This is a genomic window from Mesorhizobium caraganae (assembly GCF_016836705.1).
Classification (GTDB): Bacteria; Pseudomonadota; Alphaproteobacteria; order Rhizobiales; family Rhizobiaceae; genus Mesorhizobium; species Mesorhizobium caraganae.
On record NZ_JAFCGY010000051.1, the window covers coordinates 1 to 16,988 of the forward strand.

Sequence of the window (16,988 nt, forward strand, 5' to 3'; positions counted from 1 at the left end):
TCCAGAAAACTTCTATCCGCGTCGCTCAGAACGACGACGTCCGCCTGCCTGCCAACCATCGATCAAACTCCTGCTCTTGTGACAGAAGCCGAACAAAATGAACCTTACTTTGGTTCCAGGTGACTAGGGTGCGACATCGCAAGAGCCCGGCCGGCCCGGCTTGGTAGAAGGCCCTGGCATGTATGGACGTATATGGATCCCGCCCGATTGCAACAGGTCGGCTAGATCAAGATCGTCGGTCACAACTGCTGACGTATATCCGGCTTCCTGATGCGGCTGTACAACGTCGTCGCCGCGAGCCCCGATGGTTTTCGCGCACTTCCACCTCGCGAGCGCCATGGATCATCAATGTGCGCAGATAGCGATCGCCGCGTGTGCTGATACCGAATAGGCGGGCTCGCCCTCCATTGGATCGTCGTTTCGGCACGAGACCGAGCCATGCCGCAAACTGGCGGCCGTTCTTGAAGCAAGTTCGATCACCTTCACCTACGGCCGCGATCAAGGCTGTCGCGGTCACAGGGCCGATGCCTTCGATCTTTCCAAGCCGCTGACATAGTTCGCTGTGGCGAAAGAGCTCCCGAACCCGCCAATCATAGCATGCAATGCGTTGGTCAAGTTCGGCCAACTCCGTTTGCACTTCTCGTATCAGCACCCGCACCAATTCATTGAGACCATCGTCGCTGCTCCCGTAATATCAGCAAGGGCCCGGCGCAGCCGTGGGATGTCGCGTTGACCACTCCATGCTTGGCTAGAAGTCCACGAACCTGATTGACGAAGCTTGATGAACCGCTTGAATTGCCAATTGATCGGCTGATTTCGGCGGAACAAAACGCATCGTCGGCCGGCCAACGGTTTCGCAAATCGCTTCAGCGTCATTCCGGTCATTCTTGTTGGACTTGACGAATGGCGTCACGAACTGAGGGCTGATCAGCCGAACCACATGGCCGAGATCAGAAGCACCCTTGCCCAATAATGCACTCCGTTCGAGGCCTCCATGCCGACCAGACATCGTGGCAGATTGGCGAAGAAGCGGGCTACCGCATCGCGGCGTAGCGTTTTGCTTACGACGACTTTCCCGTAGCAGTCGACACCGTGAACCTCGAAGACGTATTTCGCTAGATCCAGACCTATTCGAACCATCTGCATGACATCCTCCTTTGTTTGCAGTTGGCGTTCGAGATTTCACCTCGCCTGGAGGGCGGGGTCCATACCATTGGTCCTTGTGCGGGAACCGGGGGACCTCGTGCTTGACCAGCGTGGCGTGCCACGACTGGTCTGGCGCTGTCACGGTAACTTCTTGTGAGGAGGCGCAGGGGTAGATGCCGGTTCATGCAGATCAGACTGAAAACGCCGCTTCTCCGCCGAGATCATCGCCCATGCGGTGTGGGCGCAAATCAAGCAGAGACTCAAACCCACCGTTGATTCTGGCCGGTTCTGTTGTCGGCGCGGGACCTCCAGCAAGCTCCATCAGCGCAAGGCATCATCGAGTTCGCACAGGGCGAGCAGATCAGCGTCGCAGTCGCTCCTGGAGTGCCCGCCGATCGGCGACGAGGTTGTCGAGGTCCAGCACTTGCGGCCGTCTTTGTGCCATTCGTCCAACCAGCGCCCGCGTCGCCTCCAGCACAAGGACGCCGCAATCATGACCGTTCTCCTGCTGGGTCATGCGGACTGGGACCAGGCGAGCGCCCAGCCTTCCTGCGAGCTGTGCTGCACTGGCGCTGTTGTACCCCCCGGCGGAATCGTAGTGATAGGCGACCGCCCCTTCCGACGGGCGGCGATCAACAAGCAGCAGCGACCAATGGCTGCCGCGGCGATTGGGATCAGCAGTAGCATCGTTCACTGGCAGGAACAGGAAGTTGGCTGTATCGCTACCGCCCTGGCCCCGGAGGATGGGCTGGAGATGGCGTTCCGCGTCGCTCTCGGCGCCCTCGCGCAGAAGTTGGGCAACGAGGGGATCCACGAACCGCGTCCGGGCGGCGAGATCTGGATTGTTCCTCTGCAACTCGCCGCGCAGGAGATTGTAATCCCTTAAGATATGCTCGTCGCCCAGCCATTGCGTGTCGCCGAGCGTCAGCGGGGCACCCGATCCGGACGCCTGTGCATCCGTCTGCCCAGCTCCAGAGTGACGGATGAAATGAACACTCCCGCCCAACCCCAGCTCGGCCGTGTAAAGCTCACCGTGGATTAAATAACGTCTCTTTGGAACGAACTGGGTCGGGGCGAGCCCGACGTTCTCCAGGATGTTGATCACATTGGCCGAGGCCGGTTGGGAGCCGTGGCGCCAGCCGTGACCGACGATGTGGCTGATCTCGGATAAATCCGGTGCGCCCGCGGATGGCCCGGCAAACGACGGCGGGATGTCCCACGCCGGCGCGGAGCGAGCATCATCACGCAGCTCGTGCGGTGTGGACGGCAAACCAATAATAGACTCAAGATCGCTGTAGATGTGTGACGACGGTGCCCTTGGAGACGGCCACTCCTTCGGATGGAAATCGGATGATACATGCGGCGACCAGGTTGAGGTCGACCCGGCGGGCCCCTGCCATCCGAATTCGGATAGCTCATCAAAAAACTCATCCTGACCGTAAGTTGACAGCGACCCGGCAGGCCTCTGCCGTTCGCGTTGGGACAGCTCATCGAAAAGCTCATCCTGACCGTAATTCTCCATTGGCGACCCGGCAGGCCCCTGCCCCGGCTGCTCAGGGGAGTCCACACCCAGCGCTCTGTTCGCCTCAACGACTTGTAGGTACTGCCGAAGCCTTGAGAGTCCCACGGTGCGTCTTCCTTCAATAGCTTCGAAGAATGCTTGAAGATCTTCATTCAACCCAACCCAATCGCTCTTAGCTCGGCTTGCGATGCTCGCCCTTCCCTCTCTTTTGAGCCATTCACTAAACTCGCGTTGGTGGCTAGCCCTGTTCTGGAGAGGCCTCCTCTGTTTCACAGTTGCCCCGGGCGGAAGATTGGCCAAGGCGTGGGCGAGCAAGCCGTCGATGAGGCGGGCGTCGTCGGGATAAGGATCCAGGGTAGCGCGTCCCTTAGACGCGACCCCGGCGCGGACCTGCCGGAGCGCCGCCAATGCATTATTGACCTGGGCGCCGCCAGGCTGCTTCACAAACTTCGCCGCGCGAGCAGTCAATCCATTAGGGTCGTCAGGGTCGTCAGGGGCGTCAAGCAGGCCGGCCAGTGTCGGGCTATTGGGCTGACCTTGAAGCCATTTGCTGAACTTGCGCAGAACGACTGCGTATCTTTTGCCGGTGGCGCCGGTATGGCTGCCGGGTTGCCTTTTCCCGACCTCGGCCGTCATGATTATGAAGCCCTTAATGAGGCTCTCGTCCTCCGCGGACGGGCGGCTGCTGACCTGCGGCCCGCGGTGCGGTTCTTGCATTTCCCAAAGACTTGAGAGTCCTACGGTGCGTCTTCCTCCAATAGCTTCGAAGAATGCTCGAAGATCTTCGTTCAACCCATCCCAATCGCTCTTAACTCGGCTTGCGATGCTCGCCCTTCCCTCTCTTTTGAGCCATTCACTAAACTGGCGTTGGTGGCTAGCCCGGTTCTGGAGAGGCCTCCTCTGTTTCACAGTCGCCCCGGGCGGAAGATTGGCCAAGGCGTGGGCGAGCAAGCCGTCGATGAGGCGGGCGTCGTCGGGATAAGGATCCAGGGTAACGCGTCCCATAGGCGCGACCCCGGCGCGGACCTGCTTGAGCATATTCAATGCAGCTTTGATCCTGGCGCCGCCAGGCTGCTTCACAAACGTCGCCGCGCGAGCAGTCAATCCATTAGAGTCGTCAGGGGCGTCAAGCAGGCCGGCCAGTGTCGGGCTATTGGGCTGACCTTGAAGCCATTCGCTGAACTGGCGCAGAACGCCTGCGTATTTTTCACCGGTGGCGCCGGTATGGCTGCCGGGTTGCCTTTCCCCAACCTCGGCCGTCATGGTTATGAAGTTCTCAATGAGGCTCTCGTCCTCGGTGATGGTCCTTACGACCTCGTCAGGCACGCGGCTGCGCTTGGCATAATCGGTGCGATACGTCGTCTTGACAATAACGTCCGGCTGGTGCGTCCGATCCTTCGACGACTTCGTGCCGCTGCACGGAACGATGGCTTTCTTCACTGTCTTCAGGAACGATTTCCATCCCCCACTTTTTTTCGGCTGCGGGGCGATTACCGGCTCCTCCAGGGAGGAGGAACAGGCCTCCGACGAGGCGGTCGAATGCCTGGACCGCGAGCGGCTCGAGGCTGCGTAAGACGTGTCTATGCTGTGACGCGCACTGCTGAATTGGTTATCTCGCTGGGAGGGCTGTGGCGGCATCCGCATCGAACCGCCGATATCAGAGCGCGGAATCCTTCCATGCGCCTCTGCGGGGCGAGTATCAGGCGAACTCGCCTCACCTGAGCTCTCACCAGAGGAACTGAGCTGCAAGTCGCTCAGCTGCTGCTCAAAGCTCGCTTGACCGGCAGGCATATTGTCCGACTGTTGCCTCGCCCGCTGCTGCTGCTGCAGAGCACGGTACTGCCGCATGTAATCGTCCGTTGTCCCTCTTATCGCTGTCAACCTCGCGACCCAAGGGTATACGTCGGCGTTGGGATCATTTTGTTCGGAAGTGTCGTGGGACCATCCCCAGCCTGTATTGTCCATTGCAGTCTCCGGTCGCACATCAAGCAAGTATGCTAGCGCCATTGGTCGCGCCGCCGTCATGCACAAATCATATCCAGTCATTCTGTCGGGACATGATGGGGTTCCCAGGGACTGGCGATGTCACGTTAACTGGCGGTCAGCTTTTTGGAGGACAGGGCGACGGTATGAATGCTCCGCCCGCCAGATAGCCGCGATCCCACAGATCGGCTTCGATGATCCGCCAACGGCCGATCAGCGGCACCCCGCGGGCGCGGTAACGTCGGCACCGCCAGGGGCTTCGGTCGCCGCGCCAGATTGTAGGCAGCCGCTGCGAAGATGAAGGCCCACCCGATGCGGTCGCGTCCGAAGGTGGCTCACCCCCGCGATAAGCTGAGATCGGGGGCCTTCGGATTGGCCGAGGCCGAGCCCCCAAGCTTTGCGAGGGTGAACCATGAATCAGAATAGGCTCTTTGTCGGTTTGGACGTCTCGAAATTGAAGATATCTGTGGCCGTCGCTGACGGTGAGCGGGACGGTGAAGTAAGGTTTATGGGCACATAGCCTCGGATCCGACCTCAGTGGCGAACATCGTGGAAAGATTGGCGAAGCGAGGAGCTGTCCTCCACTTCTGCTATGAGGCCGGTCCGACAGGTTACGAGCTTTAGCTTTGGCGTCAGCTTACCGACAGGGTCACGACTGCGTGGTGGTCGCACCATCCCTAATACCAAAGCGCCCTGGTGATCGAGTGAAGTCGAACCGGCGCGACGCGGTCAGCCTGGCAAGGCTACATCGTGCAGGTGAGCTGACGGCAGTCTGGGTACCAGATCGCGGACACGAAGCCATGCGCGATCTCGTGCGGGCTCGAGAGGCTGCACAGGAGGCTCAAAAGCGGGCGCGTCAGCAGCTTCAGTCGTTCCTACTTGGACATGGCCGCATCTATTCAGGCCGCTCATCCTGGTCGCTTGCGCATATGCGGTGGATATCGACTCTGAAGTTTGAACATCCGGCGCACTTTATCGATGCTCAAGGAACACTGCCAGGCGATCGAGGATGCCGAGGTGCGCTTGAAGCGTCTGGCCGATCTAATCTCGGAGACCGTCAAGTCTTGGACGATGGCTCCTGTCGTCGAAGTGCAGGCTAGATCCTGGGACCGTCCCAAGGTCGCTCAACAAATTGAGACGCCTCGCTCTCCTGACCCTATCATGCGGCGGCCCGGCGCCGACCGCGAAGAGAAGCGGTGATTCGCGGGGCGACATGGGTCCGAAAAAGAAGCAGGAGGAGCTTGACCTCACCAACCCCAATCAGAGAAGCTAGATTTGCGGGCATCGGAATTGCGACAGCAGATTGCGAGATAGCGGGTTGGTCACGTTGTCGGCCTGGAGGATGAATGTCGCCCATTGGCTGCCAATTGTCAGTCGCACGTAGATACGGTCGGGGCCTTCTTTACGAAGCGTCTCACCCTGGTCCAACAGTCGAAACAACGCCCAGGCGCCCTGCTGAGAAAGAGCCGCGCGCTTAGAACCTATGAGAGTGACCGAAGCGCCGCCGGCGCCGCCGGCAGGGGGCCAGTGGAAACGCGCAGGTGTGTACGCTCCTCGCAGTTGCCTGAGTTGCTGACCGTCGACCTCGACCACCACCATCTTGGTAGACGGATCGGCATCTACGACCGTGAGCAGGAACTCAAATGAAGGCTGATTCCCGGTATTATTGAACATTGAGTCTCGGATTGCAGCCGCCCGTCGAAATTGGGTCAAGGCGTCATTGTCGACTTCGAAATCGGCACTTCTCGTGGACTGTGCCTTCCGCGAGCCGTTGGATCCATCAACAATGCGAGCCAAGTGCTCGGCAAAGAAAGTATCGATTAAGCCACCGCGGCTGAACAGCCGGGCGAAGTCTCCCAAAGGGATGTCCCGACGGGAATCGCGGTTGAAGGGATACCGTCCCGCAGTTGCCCGCCGGCACAAGTCGCCGGCACCGCCGGCCCACACGCTCGCGACACGACGCTTTGCCTCGCCCAAGGACAGTTTCGAGCTGAATCGGCCCACGCTGACGATCCACTGCTGGATGGGTGGCGGCAAACTGGCGGCTCCCGCTTCAATTTTGCGGACCGCGACAGCTGTCTCATCACTCTTTTCCGAAGAACCTGAGCTGGCCTGGCCCTGCATCTCACTGAGCGATTGATAAAGAGCGCCGAGATCACGTAAAGCATTGTCGATCGGCGCTTGAGCACCCGCCGGGCTGTTTGGCGGCACATCGACAAGTTGGTGCAGCCATTGAAAATGCTCATCCGTGTAAAGTTGGGCATGGCCTTCAGCAGTACCGGCTACAGATCGGTAGAGGGCCTGAAGGTCGCTCTCCGATGGCTCCTTTTGAGCAGTGCTGTTGCCGTTAGTCGAGGTATCGGGTGCCGGCGGTTCACCGAGCTTGGTCTCCTGTGCCGCGGCGGCGAGGAATAAGCGGATCGGCGATGTTGGCGCCGAAAGCGCATTCAACCTTTGCAGGGCGTCATCGACACTGGCCATCGGGCGGATGGAGATGTCATTGATGAGTTTGTCCCAACGAAATGCAAACTCCTGAAAATAGAGATCCATGACCGCACGCCGCAGCTTCTGACTGGCCTCGCCGGCGGGGGTGATCGCCTGATCGCCAAGCACCCAACCTTCTGCAGCAGCCGCGTCCGCTGCCTGTGGCAGCAATCGCAGGAACGTTTGTAAGAAACCGGCTCGGGTGTAGATACCGGCGATCCCAGTGTTGAGCGGCTGTCCGGATTTGCGGATCAGGACGTCTCCCACCATCGGTCCGGCGTGGTCGGACAGACGCCACGTTGGAAGTTGGGCGGCGCGAGGACTAGTCGTGATGATGTTGAGGACACGACGTGGCATCGAGATGGTCTGGAGCTTCGCGCGGCTCTTTTCGATCAATTCGCTGTTGAGGCCAATAGTTAGCAGCGGGTTCTCCAAAAGGGCATCGAGGTGATCGGCCAACGCACGGCGAAGGCTGGCATCGGCCTCATCTGGATACATCACCTCCCAGTCGAGGGTCATCCAGTCCTTGATGGCCCCGGGCTGGAACGGGCCCTGTCGCCCCAGTATCAGATAAATTTTCAGCGCCTGATAGAGGAACGGAGGATCGTCCTGGTGTTCCGCCAGTAGTGTTTCCAGTCGGAAAATCAGACGCGGCAGCAGGATCGTGTCCAGGCCGCGGCGATACGCCGCTCGTGCTTGAACCCCTAGCTTTTCGCTTTGATCTAGGGCTAATCCTGCGACGGGATTACCCGCTCTGGCGCCTTCGTCATAGCCGCTCTTCATCTCGCGCAGCCGCTTGAGAAGCGGCAGGACTGGTCGAAAATCGCTGCTGTCCACCCGGTCGAGCCTGAGTTTCTCCGCCTCCTCAGCATAATTGCTGACCGTTAGACGCACCCCTTCGATCATGTGGACATTGCGACCGTAGCTGACGATCAAGAAGACGCTAACAATGGCCACGCCTGCCGCGATCGCCGCGCGGAGGCCATACCGAAGCCACCGCTGACGCCGTTCGGCGCGGGGATGGGCCTCGACAAGCCCAGCGTCGGCGAAGACCACCTCGCGAAGCAAACGAGTGATAAAATAACCGCGCTTCTGGACGGGAGAAACAGGCCCAGCCGGCTGAGAGACGCCGAATGTCCGAGACCAGGCCCCCACAACACGATCGAAGGGCGCGCCCACCTGGGTTCCGCTCACGAAGTAGACCCCTCGGAGCATGATCGGCTCCTCGTACGAATTGGGAGCGAAGACCTCCTGCAGGAATTGATGGGACAGATGCTTGAGGCTTGCGACCTGCTGTGGGAAGCCGAACACAAGTGCGCGACGTTGAATGTTGCTCTCTTGCTGCATTCGTTCGAGCAGCCTGTCATTGAGGCGCCCGAGGAGTGCATCATATTCTACTGCGTATGTTTCCATCGGATCGCCTTCGCTCTCCGATGACTCTTGCGCGAAGGTGAATCCCCACACGGCCTCACGCCCCTCGCGGCCGAGGTCGTCGAAGAATTCGTTAAATCCCGCAATGAGATCGCTCTTGTTGAGTAGCACATAGATCGGTAGTCGCAATCCGAGTTTCCGATACAACTCAAGGATCCGCTTACGGATGCATCTGGCGTGATCGAAGAGCTCGTCCTCGGATGACGAGCTCAGCTCGTTTATCGCAATTGATACCAACACCCCGTTCAGCGGCTGGCGCCGACGGCTGCGACTGAGCAGCCGAAGGAAGCCATGCCAGACTGCTTTGTCCTGGTCCTGATTGCGCTCGTGGATCATGTAGTGTCCGGGAGTGTCGACGAGTACGGCGTGGTCGGTGAACCACCAATCACAATTGCGCGTGCCCTTGAGCACGCCAACCGGTTTCCGGCTGAGTTTTCCCGCCAGGGGGAAGCTGAGGCCGGAATTGGCAATTGCGGTGGTTTTTCCTGACCCGGGCGAACCGATAATCGCGTAGCAAGGCATTTGATAGAGCCACCGCTTGCCGAGAACCCCGTGACGACGAAACCCCTTTAGCGTGGCACGGGTTTCATGGAAACGAGCTGACATAGTCTCCAGCTCTGCTTCGGCAGCGGCGCTGGCTCGCGCTCCCCCCCGATCGGAAGAAGAAGATCCTGCGTCGTCCCCCGCCTCTTGCTTTGCCCTGACCCCGTCCAGCATGCCGGACATTCGTGTAAGGAAAAAGTCTTCAAAATTACCTTGGATCATGTAGATCACGACGTACGCGATCGGAATCAACGTTGACGCCGCAAGTTGCGCAACAAGGCTGTCAAGTGGAGTGAACCCTCCAATTGAGAGGTACTGTCCAAACATAAAAATCACAGCACTTACCAGGCCGACAGCTCCGATACGGAGCCATTTGCCCTGGAGCATTCTCTTAAATGACTGCATAGGCTAACTCTCAGTCTGGCTTCGTGATTATAATTTCGATCCGGCGGTTCTTGGCGCGGCCTGTTGGCGTCTGGTTCGAAGCGACCGGTTCTCCGCTCCCTCTGCCCTCTTCTCGCACGTGCCCCGGCTCGCTGATCGTCGATCTGATGATCTCCGCGGCTGCCTTGGCACGTGCCATTGAGAGGTCTTGGTTGGACGGATAAACACGAGATTGGATCGGCATCGCGTCCGTGTGTCCGGTCAAAAGAACCGCCCCTGGCTGCTCGTTCAGCGCTCGGCCAATCCGCAGAAAAAGCGGCACGAACGAATCCTTCACGATCGAACTTGCGGAATCGAACATCCCTGAGGCGCGGATGGTAATCACAATCTGCTGCTTGTCCTCGGTGACAGCGACTAACCCATCGCGGATTTCTGCATCTAGAAAGCGACGCAGTCGATCGCCACTCATCAGAACTGGGAGCGGTGCTGCGATCCTCGCCAAGCTCACCGCTCCACGCGGCGGCAGAATTGCCAGCTTGGCGAGGACGGCATCCGATCGGCCATCGAGTGCAAATTGAAGCCCGGCATAAAGGGACAGGAGGGCTGCTGCCCCGAAAGCGCTGGCGGCCCAAGTTGGAATGAATCTCCGAGGCGGTCTCCGCGCTGTGCAGCGCTCTTTCCAGTGTGGAGATATGTCACGCTCGAAGTCACCGCGCGCTGCTCGGATGAGGCGGTAGGTGTCCTCACACAGCACGCTGAGTTCGGAGGCACCTCGCGCGGCCACCCGGAAGCGACCTTCGAAGCCCAACTGCATGCAGTAGTAGAGCAACTCCAGCAGATCTAGGTTGTTTGCCGGGTTTTTCTTCATGAGCTCCAGAAGCTCGAGAAAGCGGTCGCCGCCCCAGGTCTCTCCGAACAACGTTCCGACCATGCTTCGCGTTGTCCAGACGCTGTGGCTGCCCCAAGCCGTATTCAGAACGACGTCATCGATCGTGGCGCAGAGAGCGTATTTGCTGACCTTGATCGCCCGCAACGGCAGTCTGAGGGGTATTATCCGACGTTCGTATGCATCGATCTCTCGCAACACCCGCAGGCGTAGCTCCTCGACATCAAAACGATCCTTACTGCTCTTTAGGTGAGCACACAGGCCCAACAGCGCGGTCGCGGCCGCGACCAGTGGATTGAGTCGGGGGAGCGTTAGCGCTTCCCAGAACGGTTGATCCGATGTCGGCGGTGACGAGAGCGCCGAAGGCCCAGGGCCGACGGCAGGGTCGGAACTTAAAACGGTTTGCTCAGTGGACATGGCTACCCGTTCCTTTGGGACTCTTTCATCACGGCTTATGCCTTATGCATGCTGGCGATGTTCTCACGGCGCGGAAGCCCAAAGTCGACGCCGATGCTCCGAAGCGTTTCATTCTCGATGTCAGTGACGACGGAATCAAAGACGCGGCAGTACTCGCCCCAGAGTCTGGTTTTCCGGCTGCCGGGCCAGAGTTGCCTGGTCCGCGCAACCGAGGCCTCGATCGCTTCAGAGCAGAGGCGTTCACGGACACTGAGTAGAGCCTTGTGCAGTGCCGTTAGCATCGAACCTTCATGCGCCTTGATGTCAGCGAAGGCATGCTCGACGGCGAGACCTCCATGAAGGAGCCGCGGGGTGTCAGCGCATAAAGCCGCGCGCAAGGCGTCCTTGGCGTCCAGCATGAACTTCAGGGGGTTTTCGACGGGCTGCGCAGTCATAGTACATTGAAGGCCGGGTTCTTGCGGGGCGTGCTCGCAAGCGGCGAGCGCGCTGCCAAGACCGACGACAGAATTCAGAAGCATCCGCCCCGCACGATCCATCATGGTTGAAATATCGGTTTGCCCGAGATCTGCTAGCGATAGCCCACAGGCGGCAAGAAAGGCCGCTACAGCAGCATGATTTTGGCCGCCAGCATCGGTCTGCCCAGCCACCATCGAACGAGACGGTTCCTCAGGCGCCGGCGATGACAAGCCGAGGCGGGTCTCTAGAGCAGGGTCTTTGTTGACGCTGGTGAAGCTTGGCGCAATTGTCGACGCCTGGGTGGTTTTGAGCTCTGTCGCAAGATCCCAGTCCTCCGGGATGGTCTCGACGCATGACGCCGGTTGCACGAAGATGCCGGCCTGGTCCGGTATATGATCTGGATAGCTCTCCATCCGCCAGGCGCCCACGGTGGCTGGCGATAAGTCTTGCTCAGCGTCCAAGAACGACGCCGGTAGGAAGTCTCCATCGAAGGGCTCGACGAACAACTCCCCGAGTCGAGTGGTCTTACCAACCGACATGGCAGGAGCCATTTCAACCACCCCCAGAAGGTTCGACGCCTCAAGCGAGCCTACGGTGTGCGGCTCGCCTTCGGCTGAATCCTCCATGGAAGCTGCATCGACATTGATTATGTAGCTGCCGATTCGAACGATATCACCGGCTGTCAAATTAACGGGCAGGTCCGACGGCAGCGGCTTCGCCCCGTCATTCAAGGATGTCCCATTGCCGCTGCGCTCGATCAGTACGAATTCCCCCTCCGCACGCTCAATCGAGAAACGGTGCGTCGAGACTGCTTGCTGATCATCCGACAGAACAAACCCGTTGTCCTCGGACACGCCTACCGACAGTCCGCCATCTGACTCAATCAGCCAGCTTGTGCCGCGGCTACCCGATAAGCCGGCTTGCGTATTCGTTACACATAGAACGAGTGGCATGTTGAACCCGCATTCGCGAATGGTGGCTATTGGGACCGAATGGCCCAGAGTGCCATTTCGAGATTTGGGAAATCACCGGCGGCGTGCAGCGCCAACCCAGCGGAGCGAGGCATGTCCTTCCAGAGGCTGCTCTGCTGATCGATCTCAAAGTAGGTGACACCGGCATGGAAGGGGATCTGCCGTGGGGCTACGGGCAGACGATTGATGCTGATCCCCTGCAGCGCGACATTGACCAGCTCTTTGATCTTCTCAGCCGGGCCGATCTTGATTTGGGCCGGGAACTCGCGCTGTAGCCGCTCGGTTTCGACATCGGCACGCACGGCTAGCACGAAGCTGGCAGTCGTAAACAGCGAACGGTCTCGCACCTCGGCGAGATGGACACCGTATTTATATTCCTGCAGCGGCAACGGTATCGCCGTCCGTTCCAGCACAGTGCTTAAGGAGGATCGAATTGAGCTGATCACCGGCACAAAGGCATGCGACAGAGCGTCGTGCTTGTAGCCGACGAAGGTTTGGGGGCGCTTTTCGGTCCGGGAAAACGTGGCCAGTTCACCAGCCAGCTGGACCGCAAGGCCATACAGCCCTACTGGGTTCACGCCTGCGACTTTGGAAAGGTGGTGGAAGTAAGGCTCGTAACGATTGATTGCTTGGAGCAGAAGGAAATCAGCAATCTCCGCCACCCCGCGCGTGCCCGACTGCGAAACCCGTGCAGCCAGCGCCTCACCACGATGGTGAAGCAAGCCGGTGATTTCGGTCACATAATTCGAGAGAACAGGTGAACTGGCGCAGTCAGGAGTTGGTGGGATGTAGTTCTCGTCGAGAACGATCTGACGGTTGGCCCGGACCTCAATTAGTCGGGCTATAGGGAGACAGGCGAATCCAGCGCGATTTGCTGTGTCCGGTAAGAGCTGAAAACGTAGCCGCGCCACCTCGATGGAGGCGCTGCCTCGCTCGCCGGCATTTGTGTCGACAAGATCCTGGACTGCAACATCGAAGCGGGTCGGGACGTCGATTTCTGCTCGCGCATCTGTTTCCACCGCTCCTGGTTGATAAAGGGATACTGCCAGGTGGATAAGCGACTCGCGGAGATGGCCCGGAACCTCGAACGGGGTGGGCTGATCGGCATCATCTGGAATGCTGAACGGAGTGCCGTCCGGCAAAACGCCACACGCTGCTTCGATAGCGATTTTACCCAAGCCAAGCAGTTCGCGATTGAGCCGGAGTTGGGTGATGCCCCAGCCATAGCCATGCAAAACGGCCGTTCTGCTGCGCAGCAGCTTTTCGACATAACGGTCGTCTTGCTGAAAATGCTGCGGCCGGAGGAACAACCCCTCCGACCAAACGACCTTATTGTCCCAAGACATCCGCCTGGCTCCGCGTCCTTCGATAAATCGAGTCTTCAACGAGGCAGCTCTAAGGCGTTTTTCTAAGACCCTTATATGCGCAGTTGGTATGCAGCCATTAGCGACAGGAATGCAGGTTCGTTCTGCCTATGGCTGTATATCGATTTCGCATGCCACATGAGGCCCTCTCATCGCCTAAGAGACACAACCACCTGAGGCCGGCCTGGGCCTTTGGGCGGCGCGAACCTGATAGGGCAACAGGAATTGGCCATGCTCGATGTAGATCTTTTGTTGAAGCCGGTCAGCGACGGCAACCCGTGCGGTGATGCTCTAGACTACGATCTGAGCTTTCTCGAACTTGAGGTGGCAGCGCAGGGCAAAGCCGCTCGGCAGATGGGAGATTCCGTCATAGCCGCAGAGGCTCCCGATTGGCGCCAAGTCTGGAAGCTTGGCCTCGAGCTAGCTACCCGCACAAAGGACCTGCGCGTCGGTGTCCTGCTAACCCGCGCCGCTCTCAGCCAATTCGGCTACCGCGGCCTTGGTAACGGCCTAGAGTTGCTCGCTGGCTACGTGGAATTCTATTGGCAGGAGCTGCATCCGCGGCCAGACGTAGAAGATCACGGCGATCAGACGGTGCGACTTAATGCTTTGGCAAATCTCTGCGATCCGTCCGGGCTTATCGCGGAGGTATGCCAGGTTCACCTCACCGCGTCGAGACAGTTTGGCGCCTTTACGCTCCGCGATTGGATGGAGGCGCAGCGATCTCAATCGAGCGGGATCGATTCAGCGACGATCGACCTCGCCTTCGGCGATACCGACCCCGCCCCCCTGGGCCAACTCGGGGCGGATCTCGACGCCAGTCTTGCGGCTGGCATCGCCTTGGATGCCATAGTGAACAAGTACTCCGATATCATCGATACTGTCGGGTTGGAGCCCCTCATTTCGGTGCTCCGTCAGGCTAAGGACGTGGTAAGTCGCCACCAGAAAATCCCTAAATCCGCAACCGTTATACAGCCGCTGCTCCCAGGATCCGAGGTGCGCAATCAAGAAGAGATTCGCGGCCGTAACGATGTTATCGGCATACTCGACGGTATCTGCCGCTGGTATCAAATGAACGAGCCGGCCAGCCCCGTGCCAGCCTTGCTTGAGCGGGCGAAGCGACTTGTATCCAAGGACTTTATGGCTCTGCTCGAGGAACTCGCGCCGGAGGGGGCTGCTCAATACCGCTCAATCGCGGGTCTGGCAGCCGACCAGGGCGCATGACGCCGGAATCTCGACCTAACATCAGGGCAAAAGCAAAAATGGCAAAAGCAAGCAGTCAGAAGTTCATCGATCGAAATCGCCCCCCCCGGGTCCAGATCGAATACGACCTGGAGACCTATGGCTCGCAAAAAAAGGTGGAACTTCCCTTCGTGGTGGGGGTCATGTCTGATCTTGCCGGCAATCCCGCCGAGCCGCTGCCCTCAGTGGCCGAACGCAAGATGATGGAGATCGACATCGATAATTTCGATGACCGGCTCAGATCGCTGAAACCCAGAGTGGCCGTGCGGGTACCTAACCGTTTGACCGGGGAGGGCCAACTAGCTGTCGACTTGACCTTCGAGTCTATCGACGATTTCTCACCAGCGGCGGTGGCGCGCAAGGTCGGAAGCCTCAACGCGCTGTTGGAGGCCCGCATGCAGCTCTCCAATCTCTTAGCCTACATGGACGGCAAGATGGGGGCTGAGGAGCTGATCGCCCGCTTCCTCACCAATCCCGCGCTGCTCAGTACCTTCGGTGGCCCTCGCAAGAGTGAAGCGCCCGATGAAGCAGTGGAGGCGCCGCTACCCTCATCCGCAGAGACGAAGGAAGAGTGATCATGACGTTGGTAACCTCAATGCCCGCCCACGTGCAATCCCCGCCCCCCTTCCACCCCGATGATTTTGACGTCCTGCTGCAGCGCGAGTTCAAGACCCGTTCGGATCAAGCCCGCGAGGCGGTGGAGAGTGCGGTCAGAACGTTGGCCGATCAGGCTCTTCGACATACACCGCTGATCAGTGACGATGCAGTTGAGACGATCCAGTCGATCATAGCATCGATCGACGGGAAACTATCCAAACAAATCAACGAGATACTTCATCACCAGGATTTTCAGGCGCTGGAGTCGGCTTGGCGGGGCTTGCATCACCTTGCGTTCAACACCGAGACAGACGAGACGTTGAAAATTCGCGTTCTTTCGATCTCGAAGAAGGAACTGTCTCGAACGCTGCGAAAATACAAGGGAATCGCTTGGGATCAGAGCCCGTTGTTCAAGAAGATCTACGAAGAAGAATATGGGCAGATCGGGGGGGAGCCTTATGGCTGCCTGGTTGCCGACTACTACTTCGACCATACTCCCCCTGATATTGATCTGCTCACTGGTATCGCGCAGATTGCTGCGGCAAGCCATTCCCCTTTTATTTCGGCTGCCTCGCCACAGCTGTTGCAGATGGATTCGTGGCGTGAACTCGCCAACCCACGCGACATCACGAAGATCTTCATGACGCCTGAGCACGCCGCTTGGCGAGCTTTTCGCGAAAGCGAGGACTCCCGGTATGTGGCGCTGACCATGCCACGCGTGCTCGGGCGGCTGCCCTATGGCGCTAAGACCAATCCAGTCGATGAATTCGCCTTCGAAGAGGACGCCGACGGCAGCGACAGCGCAAAGTATCTATGGACGAACGCTGCCTACGCCATGGGTGTGAACATCACGCGGTCGTTCAAGCTCTACGGCTGGCTGTCCAGAATTCGCGGCTTCGAATCCGGCGGCCTCGTTGAGGATCTGCCGGTGCACACTTTCCCCAGCGACGACGGTGGCGTCGACCTCAAATGCCCAACGGAGATCGCGATCAGCGATCGGCGGGAGTCGGAGCTCTCTAAGAATGGCCTTCTGCCATTGTTGCATCGGAAGAACACACAGCTGGGCGTATTCCTTGGCGCCCAGACCATCAACAAGCCAACCAGATACGAAGACCCGGACGCCTCAGCGAATGCTGAGCTCAGCGCGAGGCTACCCTATATTTTTGCGACCTGTCGCTTCGCCCACTACTTGAAGTGCATGGTCCGAGACAAGATTGGCGCGTTCAAAGAACGTTACGATGTCGAGGAGTGGCTGAACCAGTGGATCCAAGGCTATGTCCACCCCTCGCCCGAGCTGGGGAGCGAAGAAAGCAAGGCACAACAGCCGCTCTCCTCAGCTGAGGTCAAGGTCGAGGAGGTCGAAGACAATCCTGGCTATTACACCGCCATATTCTATCTGCGACCACACTATCAGCTTGAGGGCCTTACCATCTCCCTGAGGCTGGTGTCGCGACTACCCTCGGCCCGCCAGGGCTGAATCCCTAAAGCCACCATCATAAGCATTGAGGATCCGCCTCCAATATAGAGAGGGACACCATTCCCAAGCCCGCGCCATGAACTAC

10 protein-coding genes and 2 pseudogenes are annotated in these 16,988 nt (G+C 59.0%); 4 read left to right on the forward strand and 8 right to left on the reverse strand.

From position 1 onward, the window contains the following. Window positions 1-322: 322 nt before the first annotated feature. The 4 genes and pseudogenes from JQK88_RS37860 to JQK88_RS33780 all read right to left on the reverse strand — a co-directional run. Window positions 323-550: pseudogene (locus JQK88_RS37860) on the reverse strand (transposase); the annotation flags it as partial. A gap of 198 nt (window positions 551-748) precedes the next feature. After that, the gene (locus JQK88_RS36720; RefSeq protein ID WP_246750168.1) at window positions 749-970 is read right to left on the reverse strand and encodes a hypothetical protein; all 222 of its coding nucleotides are present in this window, start codon (window positions 968-970) and stop codon (window positions 749-751) included. Next, complete coding sequence (locus JQK88_RS36725; protein WP_246750169.1) at window positions 928-1,146, reverse strand: hypothetical protein; 219 nt, start codon at window positions 1,144-1,146, stop codon at window positions 928-930. The genes JQK88_RS36720 and JQK88_RS36725 overlap by 43 nt, the downstream gene beginning before the upstream one ends. Window positions 1,147-1,507: 361 nt before the next feature. Further along, on the reverse strand, window positions 1,508-4,516 hold the full coding sequence (locus JQK88_RS33780; RefSeq protein WP_246750170.1) for a Ulp1 family isopeptidase: 3,009 nt from the start codon (window positions 4,514-4,516) through the stop codon (window positions 1,508-1,510). Between the two features lie 547 nt (window positions 4,517-5,063). On the opposite strand from JQK88_RS33780, the pseudogene JQK88_RS37865 reads away from it, so the two are divergent. Further along, window positions 5,064-5,737: pseudogene (locus JQK88_RS37865) on the forward strand (IS110 family transposase); the annotation flags it as partial. Window positions 5,738-5,920: 183 nt separating this feature from the next. On the opposite strand, the gene tssM reads toward JQK88_RS37865, so the two are convergent. From tssM to tssK, 4 genes are read right to left on the reverse strand one after another with little or no spacing between them, the layout of a single operon-like run. Continuing rightward, the gene (gene tssM / locus JQK88_RS33790) at window positions 5,921-9,496 is read right to left on the reverse strand and encodes a type VI secretion system membrane subunit TssM (protein ID WP_246750171.1); all 3,576 of its coding nucleotides are present in this window, start codon (window positions 9,494-9,496) and stop codon (window positions 5,921-5,923) included. Window positions 9,497-9,524: 28 nt separating this feature from the next. Next, window positions 9,525-10,796: a type IVB secretion system protein IcmH/DotU gene (icmH, locus tag JQK88_RS33795; protein WP_203280903.1), complete on the reverse strand. Its 1,272-nt coding sequence runs from the start codon at window positions 10,794-10,796 to the stop codon at window positions 9,525-9,527. A 35-nt stretch (window positions 10,797-10,831) separates the two neighbouring features. Continuing rightward, window positions 10,832-12,205, reverse strand: coding sequence for a type VI secretion system-associated FHA domain protein TagH (gene tagH / locus JQK88_RS33800; RefSeq protein WP_203280905.1), 1,374 nt, complete (start codon window positions 12,203-12,205; stop codon window positions 10,832-10,834). 26 nt (window positions 12,206-12,231) lie between these two features. Beyond that, window positions 12,232-13,569: a type VI secretion system baseplate subunit TssK gene (gene tssK / locus JQK88_RS33805; protein WP_203280907.1), complete on the reverse strand. Its 1,338-nt coding sequence runs from the start codon at window positions 13,567-13,569 to the stop codon at window positions 12,232-12,234. Window positions 13,570-13,818: 249 nt separating this feature from the next. Here tssK and tssA point away from each other — a divergent pair, with 249 nt between their 5' ends. The 3 genes from tssA to tssC are packed head-to-tail and all read left to right on the forward strand — an operon-like array spanning window position 13,819 to window position 16,903. Then, window positions 13,819-14,811 (forward strand): type VI secretion system protein TssA, encoded by a 993-nt coding sequence (tssA, locus tag JQK88_RS33810; protein WP_203280909.1) that lies wholly within the window; start codon window positions 13,819-13,821, stop codon window positions 14,809-14,811. Between the two features lie 38 nt (window positions 14,812-14,849). Beyond that, window positions 14,850-15,404: a type VI secretion system contractile sheath small subunit gene (tssB, locus tag JQK88_RS33815; RefSeq protein WP_203280911.1), complete on the forward strand. Its 555-nt coding sequence runs from the start codon at window positions 14,850-14,852 to the stop codon at window positions 15,402-15,404. 20 nt (window positions 15,405-15,424) lie between these two features. After that, window positions 15,425-16,903, forward strand: a complete 1,479-nt coding sequence (gene tssC / locus JQK88_RS33820) for a type VI secretion system contractile sheath large subunit (RefSeq protein WP_376740488.1) — start codon at window positions 15,425-15,427, stop codon at window positions 16,901-16,903. The last annotated feature ends 85 nt before the right edge of the window (window positions 16,904-16,988 follow it).

Coding starts and splice junctions, on each gene's coding strand:
- JQK88_RS36725 (WP_246750169.1), bottom strand. CDS start 1,146: ATGCAGATGGTTCGAATAGGTCTGGATCTAGCGAAATACGTCTTCGAG.
- JQK88_RS33780 (WP_246750170.1), bottom strand. CDS start 4,516: ATGCGGCAGTACCGTGCTCTGCAGCAGCAGCAGCGGGCGAGGCAACAG.
- tssM (WP_246750171.1), bottom strand. CDS start 9,496: ATGCTCCAGGGCAAATGGCTCCGTATCGGAGCTGTCGGCCTGGTAAGT.
- icmH (WP_203280903.1), bottom strand. CDS start 10,796: ATGTCCACTGAGCAAACCGTTTTAAGTTCCGACCCTGCCGTCGGCCCT.
- tagH (WP_203280905.1), bottom strand. CDS start 12,205: ATGCCACTCGTTCTATGTGTAACGAATACGCAAGCCGGCTTATCGGGT.
- tssK (WP_203280907.1), bottom strand. CDS start 13,569: ATGTCTTGGGACAATAAGGTCGTTTGGTCGGAGGGGTTGTTCCTCCGG.
- tssA (WP_203280909.1), top strand. CDS start 13,819: ATGCTCGATGTAGATCTTTTGTTGAAGCCGGTCAGCGACGGCAACCCG.
- tssB (WP_203280911.1), top strand. CDS start 14,850: ATGGCAAAAGCAAGCAGTCAGAAGTTCATCGATCGAAATCGCCCCCCC.
- tssC (WP_376740488.1), top strand. CDS start 15,425: ATGCCCGCCCACGTGCAATCCCCGCCCCCCTTCCACCCCGATGATTTT.